The following is an 11876-nucleotide window of genomic DNA, read 5'->3' on the forward strand; positions in this document are numbered from 1 at the left end:
GAAGCGGTGATCGGATGCCGGCCGCCCGAACCGGTCAGGAATCGAGAAGCGAGGCGGACGGGGCCGCCCGTAGCGTCGTCGGCATGGAACTCACCCTTCACTACTGCTACATAACGGTCGACGACGGCGACAAGGCGCTCACCTTCTACCGGGACGTGCTCGGTCTCGAGGTGCGCAACGACGTCAAGTACGGGGACGCGCGCTGGCTGACCATGGGCCCGCCGTCGCAGCCGGACGTCAACGTCGTCGTCGAGACCCTCAACGCCGACCCGAGCGCCTCCCCGGAGGACCGCGAGGCGCTGAGCGCGCTGCTCGCGAAGGGCATGCTGCGCGCCGTCGTCTTCGCCACCCCGGACTGCGACGCCACCTTCGAGCGGATCCTCGCGTCCGGCGCCGAGGTCATCCAGGAGCCGGTCGACCAGCCGTACGGCGTCCGCGACTGCGCCTTCCGCGACCCGGCGGGCAACATGATCCGCTTCCAGCAGCTGAAGACGGGCTGACGCGGCGCCACCGGTGGCGCCGAGCCGTCCGGGACGGGGGCCTCCTCCTGCGTGACCCCAGGAGGGTGCCCCCCTCGGCACGGGTAGGGTAACCGTCCATGGGACACACCCGGCTGTACCGGAACGGAACCCTCGAGGCCGAGGGCTTTCCGGTCGCGGAGGTCTCCGAGCACGTCAAGGACCCGTCGGCGGTGGTGTGGTTCGACATGTGCGCCCCCACCGAGGAGGACCTGCGGGCCATCAGCGAAGAGCTGGGACTGCACGCCCTGGCGGTCGAGGACGCGCTGCAGCGCCGGCAGCGGCCCAAGCTCGACGTCTACGACAGCCACATGTTCCTCAGCGTCTACGCGGCCGGTTTCGACGCCGAGTCCGGGCGGGTGCGGGTCGTTCCCGCCGCCGCCTTCATCACGAAGAACGCGCTGGTCACCGTACGTCAGTCGGACGACTTCCGGATCGAGGAGGTGATCCGGCGCTGGGACGAGGCGGCGGACCTGGCCCGGCACGGCGTCGCGTTCCTGCTGCACGGCCTGCTCGACTACGTGGTGGACAGCCATTTCGAGACCGTCGAGGCCATGGACGAGCAGGTCGAGGACCTTGAGGGAACGGTGTTCGGCGACCGGCCGGTCGGCCCGGAGGACCAGCGGCGCACGTTCGAGCTGCGCAAGAGCCTGGTCACGCTGCGCCGCGTCGTGATGCCCATGCGGGAGGCCGTGAACTCCCTCCTGCGCCGCAACGGCCAGGTCGGCGACGGTGAGATGACGCCCTACTTCCAGGACGTGTACGACCAGGTGCTGCGGGCCACGGAATGGACGGAGTCGCTGCGCGACCTGGTCAGCAACATCCGCGAGACGCACCTGACCATGCAGAGCAACCGGATGAACCTCATCATGAAGCGGGTGACGAGCTGGGCGGCGATCATCGCGGTGCCCACCATGATCACCGGCTTCTACGGCCAGAACATCCCCTTTCCCGGGTTCGGGCACTCGTGGGGCTTCTGGACGTCCAGCGTGCTGATCGTGGTCGCCTCGGCCGCGCTCTACCGGGTGTTCCGGGCCCGCGACTGGCTCTGAGCGCGGTTCACCGGGCCTTTCACCACGGCTCTTTCACCACCGGCCCTTTCACCACGGGCCGTACGGCCCCTGGTTGCCGCCGCCCCGGTAGCCGTTGACCGCGGGCTTCACGTCGGCGAGGTAGATGCCCGCCGCGATGACGGCGGCGATCGTGAAGATGTTGGGCAGCCCCATGCCCATGCCCAGGTAGTTGATCGCGGCGGCGAAGGTGAACAGCGTCGCGAGGCCGAGGATGACCAGCCAGAGCGGCTTGGTCTGCTTGCCGGCCGCGGGGAAGGCGCTTGCGGGGATCCGCAGGGCGTGCACCAGCGCCCAGCCGGACAACACGAAGGCCGCGACGGAAAGCAGCCAGAAGATGATGTCGAGGATGCCGTACAGCCCGAACATGGCTCTCCCACACGGTCACAGTCACTGACGCCCCCAGACTAGTGGGCGGCGCCGACACGTGGCGCGGGCGCGAAGGGCCGGTTCCCGGGACATCCCGTCCGCACGGACAGCGGGCCCGAAACGCGGCGGCCCATTCGCGATCGCCGTCGCCGGTCGTGCCGCGGTCACCCTTTTCAGTTATTTACGGTAGACGCGACCCCCGGTGTGCGATTTCACGTCGGGTGGAGAACGAATCCGGGACGAAGGTGAAGGCGCAGGCACGCCGAGGTGGCGCCGAAGGCTCGGCGGTTCCGCGCGACGGCGAACACCATGGTCAGAGACCCGTAATTCATCCGAGGCGGGAAGGGCGAACCGATCTTTATCGGGCCGCGATATGCATCGGCGGAAATTCCCTTTCGGATTCCATGGCCGGCTGTTAACATCAATTCGGATCTAGGGGTGGGCCATGATTCGTGCCTTTGCGATTCTCATCGTGTCCATGGCCGCATTCCTTGGTTCCACCTCTCTCATGGACCCCACCGGCCCGTCGCCCGACACCGGCGGAATCACCCGCGACGGTAGCGGTGGAATCACCGATGGCGGTGACGGCGGAGGCACCCGTGACGGTTGCGGGGATCCGGCGCTGGGCGGGCTTCCGCTCCCGCAGGCGCGGGAAAAGCTCGGCCCCGACACGGTCGTCCATCTGGTGCCCGCCGACATCCCCGAGTCGTTCGCGTCCTACGTCACCCGCGCCTCGGCGGAAAGCTGCAACCCGTACGTGGTCACGCTGAGGCTGGGCACCCTGCTGCCCGACCTTCGTGGCTCCACCCTGCGCGAGGCCACAGAAACGCTCGCCGCGATGAGGGTGGGGATCGGCTTCCTGCCAGAGGAGGCGGGATCCGAGTGGAAGGTCGTGACACAGAATCCGGGCGCCGGGGAGCTCATCTCCTATGACACCGGTGCCGACGTCGAGGTGGTGGCGCCGTCGCCCTCCCCGGAGGTCGTTCCGCCGAAGCCCCCGGCCACGGTGATCGTGCCGGCGCTGAAGGGCCTGGACCTCGCGCACGCGCGCAAGAAGCTCGCGGGCGCCGGTCTGCGCCTGCGGCTGGACCCGGACTCCCCACACTCGGGCACCGTCACCGGTCAAACCCCCGTCGGGGGAAGCAGGGTCGCCACGAAGACGACGGTGACCGTACGGCTCGCGCGAGAGGAGACGCGAGAGGAGAAAGGCGGCGCCGTGGCGTCCGGCGACGAAGAGCCGTCCTCTACGGTGGCGGCGGGAGCGGTCGTCGTCGCCCTGTTGATCGCGCTCATCGCATGGTGGGTGAGGGGGCGGCGCCCCGCGCCCGACCCGCCTCCCGGGTGGCGCCCAGCGGCCGATCGGTCTCCCGGGCATCACCCGGGATCTGTGTCGGTCCGCTGCGTCCCCCATTCCGACCCCGCGCCGCAGGTGCTGATCCGCCCGACGGCACGGACGGCCCAGGCGGCCCAGCCGTCCTGGCCGGATATCCGGGTCGAGTCCCATCCCGACCCCGGCCGTCAGCGACTCAGGGAGGCTCCACGGTGACGATGTCCATCGAGACCGAGCCGAGCACGGCCGACCTGTTGATGTTCGCCGACCGACGCCACGTTGTGGAGGAACTGGGCAGGGTGCTCAAGGAACGGCGCATGCTTGAGGAGGTCGGCGACCGTTTCCGCCCGGGCGACGCCGGATTCATGAGTGATGTCGTCCGGAGAGTCGCCGAGTCCGGTGGCCGCCTGCTGAGCGAGCTGGATCTCGGTGTGGTCCTGCTCAGCGGCTGGACGAAGTACCGCGCGCTGGTCGACGCCGGCCGCAGGACGATGAAGCCCGGGGCCGGCGGGGAACCGGTCCGCCTGTACGAGCACACGATCACCTCCGAGCACAAGCCGTGGGTGGCGGTCCTCGTGAACGAGGAGCAGGTCTTCCGGGTCGACTTCGGCGTCACGCTGGAGTTCGTGGTCGCGTCCCTCGACGCCTACGTGGCCGACGGCCGCCTGGAACACCTGCGGGCGGGCGACTTCACGGCGAGCATCACCTGGACCGTGCGGGGGTTCCCCGTCAAGAAGGTGAGGTTCGCCCGTCCGATTCCCGTCCGGGTCAGACTTGGCGGTGGCATTCCCCTCGTGGCAGGCGCATGAGGATGCTCGCGCTCACCGCGGAGCCGGGCCGGAAAGGCGGCGGCCCGCCTCCCCCGGAGGGAAGGCGGGCCGCCGTGGTGTCGCGTGGGCCGGAGATCAGCCCTGGGCCGCGGTGCGCGCGCGGCCGGTCCGCTTGGCGGTGGTCTCGGCGGCGATCGCCGGCTCGGCGGTCTCCGAGACCTCCGTCAGCTCCAGCGCGGCCTCGCCGCTCACCCGGCTGACGACCTTGCGGCCACGCGTGGCCAGGTCGTCGTACAGCCGGGTGAAACGGGCGGCGGCGGCGTCGGCGTATCCCTTGGCCTTCTCCGGGAGGTCCTTGGCGACGGACTCGGCCTTGTCCTGCACCGTGCCGGCGTAGGCGCGGGCCTTCTCCACGGCGTAGTCGCCCGCGCCGGTGAGCGCGTAGAACGGCTTGGACTCCGTGATCTTCTTGGCCTGGGTCGTGATGGTCATGGGTTATCCTTCCTTCGAATCCGGTGTAATGCCGTCGCATGAGAGGGCCGGGTCGTCCCCGAGATGCTCAGCCGATTGCGGCGGCTGGGCGGTGTCGGCCCGGTTCTCCTTGCGGAACGACTCGTAGATGTCGATCAGCACCTGGCGTTGCCGCCCGGTGAGCGTGACGTCGGCCCGGATCGCGGCCAGCACGTCACTGTGCGGTTCGCGGTCCTCGATGAGGCCGGCCTGGACGTAGAGCGCCTGAGCGGAGATGTGCAGACCCTTCGCGATCTGGTTCAGGATCTCCGCGCTCGGCTTGCGCAGGCCCCGTTCCACCTGGCTCAGGTAAGGGTTGGACACCCCCGCCTGCGCGGCGAGCTGGCGAAGCGAGATCTTCGCCTGCTGCCGCTGCTGGCGGATGTACTCACCGAGCGAGGCGACCTTGGGCAGTTCCATGCCCCCAGTCTGCCTCGCACTGCTTGCAATTGCAAACTCAGTGGCTAATTCCAGCTAGCACCAAAGGTTCAGCCAGGAAGCAGCCAAAGCAGCGGGGCGCTGGTGGCGAGCATCACCGATCCGGCCAGGATCAGGAAGCGGTGGGCGACCGGGAGCGCGACCTCGGGCCGTACGAGCCGGTCGACCCGGGCCATCACGCTCGACGGCGCGGACGCGCCGAGCGCGCCCTGCGGCGTCGGCAGCGCCGCCGAGGTGCCGAAACGCAGCAGCGCGGTGGCCAGCCTGCGCGGGCAGCACCGCTGCCGGGCGCGGTCGTCGGCGGCCATCTCGACCAGCAGCTCGACCGACGACTGCGCGTCGCGGACCAGCTTCGACCACGGCAGCGCGCGGCGCAGCGCGGCGAACGGCAGCAGCACCAGATCGTGGCGCTCACGCACGTGGGCGGCCTCGTGCGCCAGCACGGCCTCCAGCTCCGCGGACGACAGCAGGTGCAGCGTCCCGTCGCTGATGACGACCTGCGACTTGAGTCCCGGCAGGCAGTAGGCGGCGGCCCCGGGGAAGTCGACCACCCGCACGCCGGGCACGGCCGGTTCGTCGCGGGCGACCAGCGCGAGCAGGAGCCGGTGCCGCCGGCGGGCGCGCAGCGTCTGCGCCCCGGCCGCGAGAGGCAGGGCGACCAGCACCGCGAGCAGCGACAGCCCGGCGACCAGCGCGGCCAGCCGCAGGTAGTCGTACGGCTCGCGCACGCCGAACTCCACGCTCAGCAGGAACTCCCCGAGCCCGTGGACGACGCCCTTGCGGTAGGGGTCGAGCGCGAAGGCGAGCAGGGCGCCGGTGGAGGCGAGCCCCCAGGTCAGCCCGAGTGACTGCCACAGCAGGATCGCCGTGCGCGGGGCGCGCCAGGTCCAGCGCGCGAACGTCAGCCGCCACGCGGCCATCGCGCAGATCGTGGCGAGCGCCGCTAAGACCGCCGCCGCGATCACTCTTCCTCCAGCTCCGTGAGGGCTTTCCGCAGGATCTCCGCCTCCGTGCCGGAAACGGCGCGGGCGAAACGGGTCAGCGCCGCGTCGCGGTCGCCGGTCATGTCCAGGGCTTCGAGCATCAGCTCGGCGACGTACGCGTCACGGCTCGCGGCGGGCTGGTAGCGCCATGCACGGCCGTCCCGGGTGCGGGTGAGGAAGCCCTTGCGGACCAGCCGGTCGAGCACGGTCATCACGGTCGTCGGCGCCAGATCGCGGTCCTCGATGAGGCGTCCCACCTCACGGGCCGTCAGCGGGGTGTTCTCCGCCCAGAGGATGTCCATGATGCTGCGTTCGAGCTCTCCCAATCCCTTCACGTTCTTCAGCCTACCTGGGGTAGTACTACGTCCTGTAGAGAGGTGGGAGACATGGAGATCGTTCTGGTCGAGGGAGACATCACCGAGCAGCGGGTGGACGCGATCGTCAACGCGGCCAACTCGTCGCTCATGGGCGGCGGAGGGGTGGACGGAGCCATTCACCGGCGCGGCGGCCCCGAGATCCTGGAGGGGTGCCGGGCGCTGCGCGCCTCCCGGTACGGCAAGGGACTGCCGACCGGCCAGGCCGTCGCGACCACCGCCGGGCGCCTGCCCGCGCGATGGGTGATCCACACGGTCGGTCCCGTGTACTCGCGGAGCGAGGACCGATCCCATCTGCTCGCCTCCTGCTATCGGGAGTCGCTCGTCGTCGCCGACGCGCTGGGCGCCGGCACGGTGGCGTTCCCCGCGATCTCCACGGGGATCTACCGCTGGCCGGTCGAGGACGCCGCCCGCATCGCGATCACCGCGGTGCGGCAGGCTGCCCCCACCGTGGTGGAAGAGGTGCGCTTCGTGTTGTTCAGTACCGCAGCCTATGCGGTGTTCGAGTCGGCCCTACAGGACATCGGATAAGCATTCGGCCAAAATCTCATCCGAAACCTGCGGATCCTGCCCGAAGCGGTCAGGGGACAATCCGGAGCGCGAGGGTCAGAGCCACTTGAGCATGTAGATCTCGTCGCGGTCGTCGCCGGGGGCCACCCGGATCGAGCGGGGCACCCTGCCGACCTCCCGGTAGCCGACGCTCGCGTAGAAGCGGTCGACCCCGGTGCCGCCACGGCAGGTGAGCTGCAGCGCCTCCAGGCCGAGCGACCTGGCGGCGTCGTCGGCGGCGAGCAGCAGCTCCCTGCCATATCCCTTGCCCTGGTGCTTGGGGTGGACCATGACCCGCAGCAGCCACCGCCAGTGCGCCCGCAGGCCCGAGCCGTTGTCGCCCAGGATGAGCCAGGCGCCCGGGGCGCCGTCGTCGCCGAACCCCACCAGGAGGCTGTCGGGGGCCCCCGGCCCCGCGGCCGCGCGGGTGCGGGCGAACGTCCTGTCCGCCGTCGGCCGGATGTCCTCCGGCGTCACCGGAGGCACGAAACCCACCGCGCCGCCCGCGTCGGTCACCTCCGTCCAGCAGCTCAGTAGCTCCTCGAAGAGCTCGGGGGTCATCTCCGGGTCGAGGACGAAGCGCATGGCCGGGACGTTATCAACCGCCGGACGGCGTCAACCGCCGGGGGAGACGCTGCTCCAGGGCAGGGTGAGCTCGCCGAGCCGCCAACGGCCGGGGCCGCCGGTCGGCGGGACCGTCTCCACCGGCCAGTCCCGCGCCAGCAGCTCGGCCGTCCTGATCCAGCGCTGCCGCGTGCCGTACGCGCCGAAGGGGGCGCAGGCGGCCCAGGCACGGTCCCAGTCGGTCAGGAACGCGTGGATCCGCTCGCCGGAAGCGTTGCGGTGGATCAACGTCTTCGGCAGGCGTTCGGCCAGGTCCGAGGGGCGTTCGAAGCCGGTGAACCGGGCCGCGAAGGTGAGCGTGCGCGGTCCCTCGGCGCCGAGCGCCACCCAGGTCGCCCGGTGGCCGACCTCCGAGCAGGTTCCCTCGACGAGCACGCCCGAAGGGTGCAGGCGGGTTCGCAGCCGGTCCCAGTGCTCCCACGCCTCCGCCTCGCCGTACTGCCGCAGCACGTTGAACGCGCGCACGATCATCGGCGGACGGGGGACCGGCAGCTCGAAGCCGCCCCTGACGAAGGACAGCCCCTCACGTTCGTACGGCTTGGCCGCCGCGACCCGTTCGGGGGCGATCTCCACGCCCACCACCTCGGCCGTGGGGCAGACCCGGCGCAGCCGGGTGAACAGCTCGGTCGTCGTGGTGTGGGACGCGCCGTAGCCGAGGTCCACCACCAACGGCGCCGCCCCCGCGCGGGCCGAACGCAACAGCGGGCCGTAGACGGCGGCGATCCAGCGGTCGCACCGGCGCAGCCGGTTGTGCCCGGTGGTGCCGCGTGTGACGGTCCCCACCGGGCGGCCCGGTCTGACCGGCCTCATACCCCCGGCGCTACCCGGTGCACCTTGTGCTGCGCGGCCTGCGCGCGCGGCCGGACGACCAGCCTGTCGATGTTCACGTGCGACGGGCGGGTCACGGCGAAGGCGATCACGTCGGCGACGTCGTCCGCGCTCAGCGGGCCGGGAACGCCCTCGTACACCTTGGCGGCACGCTCGGAGTCGCCGCGGAAGCGGGTCAGGGCGAACTCCTCGGTCATGACCATGCCCGGAGCGATCTCGACGACCCGCACGGGGTCGCCGCACAGCTCCAGGCGGAGGGTCTCGGTCATCGAGGTCTGCGCGTGCTTGGCCGCGCAGTAGCCGCCGCCTCCCTCGTACGACACCAGGCCGGCCGTCGAGGTGAGCATCACCAGCACGCCGTCCCCCGACTCGATGAGCTTCGGCAGCAGTGCCCTCGTCATGCGCAGGGAGCCGAGCACGTTCACGTCGTACATCCGCTGCCAGTCGTCCACCCGGCCCCCGGCCACCGGTTCGAGCCCGAACGCGCCGCCCGCGTTGTTCACCAGGACGTCGCAGCGCTCCAGAGAGGCGGCCAGCGCGTCCACCGACGCCTGGTCGGTCACGTCCAGCGTCACCGGACGGATGCCCGGCACGTCGGCCGCCAGCTTGTCGAGCCGGTCCCGCCGCCGCGCCGCCGCCACGACCCGGTACCCCTCCGCCGCGAGGCGGCGGGCGGTCGCCTCGCCGATGCCGCTGCTCGCGCCGGTCACCACCGCTGTCCTGGTCCCCGTGACATCGGGTCCTGCGACATCGGTCCCTGCGGGATCGGTCCCCGGGGGATTGATCATCGTCACCGCCATCGTCCTTCCACGCTGCTCCGGGTGGGCAGGCGCCATCCTCTCAGGATCTCCGGTGCTCACCAATGTCGGGGAATCCGGTGATGATTTTGGTGGTTATAAGCCTTTCGGAGGTGGTTCGGGTGTCGGTGTTACGACGTCGGGTCAACCGCGTCGCGACCATCAGTGTGCACACGTCCCCGCTTGACCAGCCGGGGACCGGCGACGCGGGCGGCATGAACGTCTACATTGTCGAGGTCGCCAAGCGTCTCGCGGCGCTGGGCATCGAGGTGGAGATCTTCACCAGGCGGACCGCCCGTGACCTGCCTCCGGTCGCCGAGCTGAGTCCGGGGGTGCTCGTCCGCCACGTCACCGCCGGGCCGTACGAGGAGCTCGACCGCGCCGATCTCCCGGGGCAGCTGTGCGGCTTCCTGTCCGGCGTCCTGCGCACCGAGGCGATGTACGACCCCGGCCGGTACGACGTGATCCACTCGCACTACTGGCTGTCGGGCCAGGTGGGCTGGCTGGCCAAGGAACGCTGGGGCGTGCCGCTCGTGCACACCATGCACACCATGGCCAAGGTGAAGAACGCGCTGCTCGCCGAGGGCGACAAGCCCGAGCCGGCGATGCGCGTGCTCGGCGAGGAGCAGGTCGTGGAGGTCGCCGACCGCCTGATCGCCAACACCGCCGCCGAGGCCGACGAGCTGATCAGCCTCTACGGGGCGCCGCGCGAACGGGTGGCGGTCGTCAACCCCGGCGTCAACCTCGCCGTCTTCCAGCCGGCGTCCAAGGGCGCCGCGCGCCGCCGCCTCGATCTGCCGCAGGACGCCTTCGTGCTGTTGTTCGTTGGCCGGATCCAGCCGCTCAAGGCCCCCGACGTGCTGCTCAAGGCCGCCGCCCGGATGCTGGTGGAGGACCCCTCGCTGCGGTCGCGGCTCGTCGTGGCCTGCGTGGGCGGGCCCAGCGGCAACGGCCTCGCGAATCCCTCCCTGCTCGGGGACCTCGCCGCCGAGCTGGGCATCCCCGACGTCGTACGGCTCGCGCCGCCCGCGCCGCAGCCGGAGCTGGCCGATTGGTACCGGGCGGCCGACGTGACCGTGGTGCCCTCCTACAACGAGTCGTTCGGCCTGGTCGCGCTGGAGTCGCAGGCGTGCGGCACCCCGGTCGTCGCCGCGGCGGTGGGCGGCCTGCGGACGGCCGTCAAGGACGGCGTGTCCGGCGTGCTGGTGGCGGGACACGACCCGCACGACTGGGCGCGCGAGCTCGCCCAGCTGGCCCGGCATCCGGACCGCCTCGCCGAACTGGCCGCGGGCGCCGTGCAGCACGCCACGGGCTTCGGCTGGTCGGCGACCGCCGCCCGGCTGGCCGACGTGTACGCCGGCGCCATGGCCCAGCTCCACCGGACCCCCATCGCGGTCAACTCATAGGGTGGGGACATGAGACCGGATCTGGAAGCCGTCATCGCGTCGGCGCTGGAGTCCGCCGAGCTGTCCTACGAGCGGCCGAAGCCGGGTGCGTTCCTGGTCAGGCTGCCGGGCCAGCACAAGCTCGCCACCCTGACCTGGCTCGTGCTCGGCGACCAGGCGTTGAACATCGAGGCGTTCTTCTGCCGGCAGCCCGACGAGAACCACGCCGAGTTCTACCGCTGGCTGCTGCACAAGAACGGCTCGATGTACGGCGTCCACTTCGCCGTCGACGCCACGGGCGACGTGCACCTGGTGGGCCGGCTGCCGCTGGACGCGGTGACCGAGGAGGAGATCGACCGGGTCCTCGGCTGCGTGCTCACCTACTCCGACGAGTCGTTCGACCGCGCACTCGAGCTGGGCTTCGCGACCTCCATCAGGCGCGAGTGGGAGTGGCGGGTCAAGCGCGGCGAGTCGCTGGCCAACCTGCGCGCCTTCGCCCGCGTGGTCGAGTCCTGACCAACGGGACGTCCGCCGCACGCCGATAGGATTGGCCGCATGGCGACTTTGGTGCTGCTGCGGCACGGCGAGAGCGAATGGAATGTCAAAGGCCTGTTCACCGGCTGGGTGGACGTCACACTTTCGCCGACCGGCGAGGAGGAGGCGCGGCGCGGCGGGCAGCTGCTCCTGGAGGCCGGGATCCGGCCCGACGTGGTGCACACCTCGGTGCTCACCCGGGCCATCAAGACCGCCAACCTCGCGCTTGAGGCGGCCGACCTGCTGTGGCTCCCGGTCAAGCGCTCCTGGCGGCTGAACGAGCGCCACTACGGCGCGCTCCAGGGCAAGGACAAGGCGCAGACCCGCGCCGAGTTCGGCGACGAGCAGTTCATGCTGTGGCGCCGTTCGTACGACGTGCCGCCGCCGCCGCTCGCCGACGACGACGAGTACTCCCAGGTCGGCGACGGCCGCTACTCGGTGCTGCCGCCGGAGCTGCTGCCGCGCACCGAGTGCCTGAAGGACGTCGTCGGGCGCATGTTGCCGTACTGGTACGACGAGATCGTCCCCGACCTGGCGGCCGGTCGCGACGTGCTGGTGGTGGCGCACGGCAACTCCCTGCGCGCGCTGGTCAAGCACCTGGAGGGCATCAGTGACGCCGACATCGCCGGCCTGAACATCCCGACCGGCATCCCGCTGCGCTACGAGCTGGACGCCGACTTCCGCCCGGTGGGCAAGGGCGAGTACCTCGACCCCACGGCCGCCGCGGCCGCCATCGAGGCCGTCGCCAACCAGGGCAAGAAGTAACCCTCACGTCTCTCACGAAGGCCGCGCCTCCC

Annotated in this window: 16 protein-coding genes; 8 read left to right on the forward strand and 8 right to left on the reverse strand. The window is 70.9% G+C overall.

All coding sequences use genetic code 11. The features are described from left to right. The first annotated feature begins 83 nt into the window (after positions 1-83). Positions 84-500, forward strand: a complete 417-nt coding sequence (locus tag ACQPZZ_RS05400; RefSeq protein WP_363641929.1) for a VOC family protein — start codon at positions 84-86, stop codon at positions 498-500. A 98-nt stretch (positions 501-598) separates the two neighbouring features. Then, positions 599-1570, forward strand: a complete 972-nt coding sequence (locus tag ACQPZZ_RS05405) for a magnesium transporter CorA family protein (protein ID WP_432929518.1) — start codon at positions 599-601, stop codon at positions 1568-1570. A 48-nt stretch (positions 1571-1618) separates the two neighbouring features. On the opposite strand, the gene ACQPZZ_RS05410 is transcribed toward ACQPZZ_RS05405, so the two are convergent. Continuing rightward, positions 1619-1957, reverse strand: a complete 339-nt coding sequence (locus ACQPZZ_RS05410; RefSeq protein ID WP_432929520.1) for a DUF2516 family protein — start codon at positions 1955-1957, stop codon at positions 1619-1621. A gap of 478 nt (positions 1958-2435) precedes the next feature. Here ACQPZZ_RS05410 and ACQPZZ_RS05415 point away from each other — a divergent pair, with 478 nt between their 5' ends. Together ACQPZZ_RS05415 and ACQPZZ_RS05420 are read left to right on the forward strand one after the other, a co-directional pair. Further along, positions 2436-3503 carry a PASTA domain-containing protein gene (locus tag ACQPZZ_RS05415; protein WP_432929522.1) on the forward strand — a complete coding sequence of 356 codons (1068 nt, stop codon included), beginning with the start codon at positions 2436-2438 and terminating at the stop codon, positions 3501-3503. Further along, positions 3500-4096, forward strand: coding sequence for a hypothetical protein (locus ACQPZZ_RS05420; protein ID WP_432929524.1), 597 nt, complete (start codon positions 3500-3502; stop codon positions 4094-4096). The genes ACQPZZ_RS05415 and ACQPZZ_RS05420 overlap by 4 nt, the downstream gene beginning before the upstream one ends. Before the next feature lie 96 nt (positions 4097-4192). Here ACQPZZ_RS05420 and ACQPZZ_RS05425 read toward each other — a convergent pair whose 3' ends face one another. The 4 genes from ACQPZZ_RS05425 to ACQPZZ_RS05440 form a co-directional block, all read right to left on the reverse strand. Next, positions 4193-4549: a hypothetical protein gene (locus tag ACQPZZ_RS05425; protein WP_432929526.1), complete on the reverse strand. Its 357-nt coding sequence runs from the start codon at positions 4547-4549 to the stop codon at positions 4193-4195. 3 nt (positions 4550-4552) lie between these two features. Next, a complete protein-coding gene (locus tag ACQPZZ_RS05430) occupies positions 4553-4987 on the reverse strand; it encodes a helix-turn-helix domain-containing protein (protein ID WP_363641921.1) in 435 nt (144 codons plus the stop codon). Between the two features lie 68 nt (positions 4988-5055). After that, a complete protein-coding gene (locus tag ACQPZZ_RS05435) occupies positions 5056-5970 on the reverse strand; it encodes a M56 family metallopeptidase (protein ID WP_432929528.1) in 915 nt (304 codons plus the stop codon). Beyond that, positions 5967-6323, reverse strand: a complete 357-nt coding sequence (locus ACQPZZ_RS05440) for a BlaI/MecI/CopY family transcriptional regulator (RefSeq protein WP_432929530.1) — start codon at positions 6321-6323, stop codon at positions 5967-5969. Before ACQPZZ_RS05440 ends, ACQPZZ_RS05435 begins: the two co-directional genes overlap by 4 nt. Before the next feature lie 51 nt (positions 6324-6374). Between ACQPZZ_RS05440 and ACQPZZ_RS05445 the strand changes: the two genes are divergently transcribed. Beyond that, on the forward strand, positions 6375-6893 hold the full coding sequence (locus ACQPZZ_RS05445; RefSeq protein ID WP_363641915.1) for an O-acetyl-ADP-ribose deacetylase: 519 nt from the start codon (positions 6375-6377) through the stop codon (positions 6891-6893). Positions 6894-6968: 75 nt separating this feature from the next. Here ACQPZZ_RS05445 and ACQPZZ_RS05450 read toward each other — a convergent pair whose 3' ends face one another. From ACQPZZ_RS05450 to ACQPZZ_RS05460, 3 genes are read right to left on the reverse strand one after another with little or no spacing between them, the layout of a single operon-like run. Beyond that, positions 6969-7496 (reverse strand): N-acetyltransferase family protein, encoded by a 528-nt coding sequence (locus tag ACQPZZ_RS05450; protein WP_432929533.1) that lies wholly within the window; start codon positions 7494-7496, stop codon positions 6969-6971. Between the two features lie 30 nt (positions 7497-7526). Beyond that, positions 7527-8345, reverse strand: a complete 819-nt coding sequence (locus tag ACQPZZ_RS05455; protein WP_432929535.1) for a class I SAM-dependent methyltransferase — start codon at positions 8343-8345, stop codon at positions 7527-7529. Continuing rightward, positions 8342-9163, reverse strand: a complete 822-nt coding sequence (locus tag ACQPZZ_RS05460) for an SDR family oxidoreductase (protein WP_432929537.1) — start codon at positions 9161-9163, stop codon at positions 8342-8344. Before ACQPZZ_RS05460 ends, ACQPZZ_RS05455 begins: the two co-directional genes overlap by 4 nt. Positions 9164-9282: 119 nt before the next feature. Between ACQPZZ_RS05460 and mshA the strand changes: the two genes are divergently transcribed. Genes mshA through ACQPZZ_RS05475 form a run of 3 tightly spaced genes read left to right on the forward strand, consistent with a single transcriptional unit; the run spans position 9283 to position 11844 of the window. After that, positions 9283-10566 (forward strand): D-inositol-3-phosphate glycosyltransferase, encoded by a 1284-nt coding sequence (mshA, locus tag ACQPZZ_RS05465; RefSeq protein ID WP_432929539.1) that lies wholly within the window; start codon positions 9283-9285, stop codon positions 10564-10566. A gap of 9 nt (positions 10567-10575) precedes the next feature. Beyond that, entirely contained in the window at positions 10576-11061 is a 486-nt protein-coding gene (locus tag ACQPZZ_RS05470; protein ID WP_432929541.1) for a YbjN domain-containing protein, read from the forward strand. Positions 11062-11100: 39 nt separating this feature from the next. Then, the gene (locus ACQPZZ_RS05475) at positions 11101-11844 is read left to right on the forward strand and encodes a phosphoglyceromutase (protein WP_432929543.1); all 744 of its coding nucleotides are present in this window, start codon (positions 11101-11103) and stop codon (positions 11842-11844) included. The last annotated feature ends 32 nt before the right edge of the window (positions 11845-11876 follow it).

It is taken from the genome of Microbispora sp. CA-135349 (assembly GCF_050947365.1).
Classification (GTDB): Bacteria; Actinomycetota; Actinomycetes; order Streptosporangiales; family Streptosporangiaceae; genus Microbispora.

Coding starts and splice junctions, on each gene's coding strand:
- ACQPZZ_RS05400 (WP_363641929.1), top strand. CDS start 84: ATGGAACTCACCCTTCACTACTGCTACATAACGGTCGACGACGGCGAC.
- ACQPZZ_RS05405 (WP_432929518.1), top strand. CDS start 599: ATGGGACACACCCGGCTGTACCGGAACGGAACCCTCGAGGCCGAGGGC.
- ACQPZZ_RS05410 (WP_432929520.1), bottom strand. CDS start 1,957: ATGTTCGGGCTGTACGGCATCCTCGACATCATCTTCTGGCTGCTTTCC.
- ACQPZZ_RS05415 (WP_432929522.1), top strand. CDS start 2,436: ATGGCCGCATTCCTTGGTTCCACCTCTCTCATGGACCCCACCGGCCCG.
- ACQPZZ_RS05425 (WP_432929526.1), bottom strand. CDS start 4,549: ATGACCATCACGACCCAGGCCAAGAAGATCACGGAGTCCAAGCCGTTC.
- ACQPZZ_RS05430 (WP_363641921.1), bottom strand. CDS start 4,987: ATGGAACTGCCCAAGGTCGCCTCGCTCGGTGAGTACATCCGCCAGCAG.
- ACQPZZ_RS05445 (WP_363641915.1), top strand. CDS start 6,375: ATGGAGATCGTTCTGGTCGAGGGAGACATCACCGAGCAGCGGGTGGAC.
- ACQPZZ_RS05450 (WP_432929533.1), bottom strand. CDS start 7,496: ATGCGCTTCGTCCTCGACCCGGAGATGACCCCCGAGCTCTTCGAGGAG.
- ACQPZZ_RS05455 (WP_432929535.1), bottom strand. CDS start 8,345: ATGAGGCCGGTCAGACCGGGCCGCCCGGTGGGGACCGTCACACGCGGC.
- ACQPZZ_RS05460 (WP_432929537.1), bottom strand. CDS start 9,163: ATGGCGGTGACGATGATCAATCCCCCGGGGACCGATCCCGCAGGGACC.
- ACQPZZ_RS05470 (WP_432929541.1), top strand. CDS start 10,576: ATGAGACCGGATCTGGAAGCCGTCATCGCGTCGGCGCTGGAGTCCGCC.
- ACQPZZ_RS05475 (WP_432929543.1), top strand. CDS start 11,101: ATGGCGACTTTGGTGCTGCTGCGGCACGGCGAGAGCGAATGGAATGTC.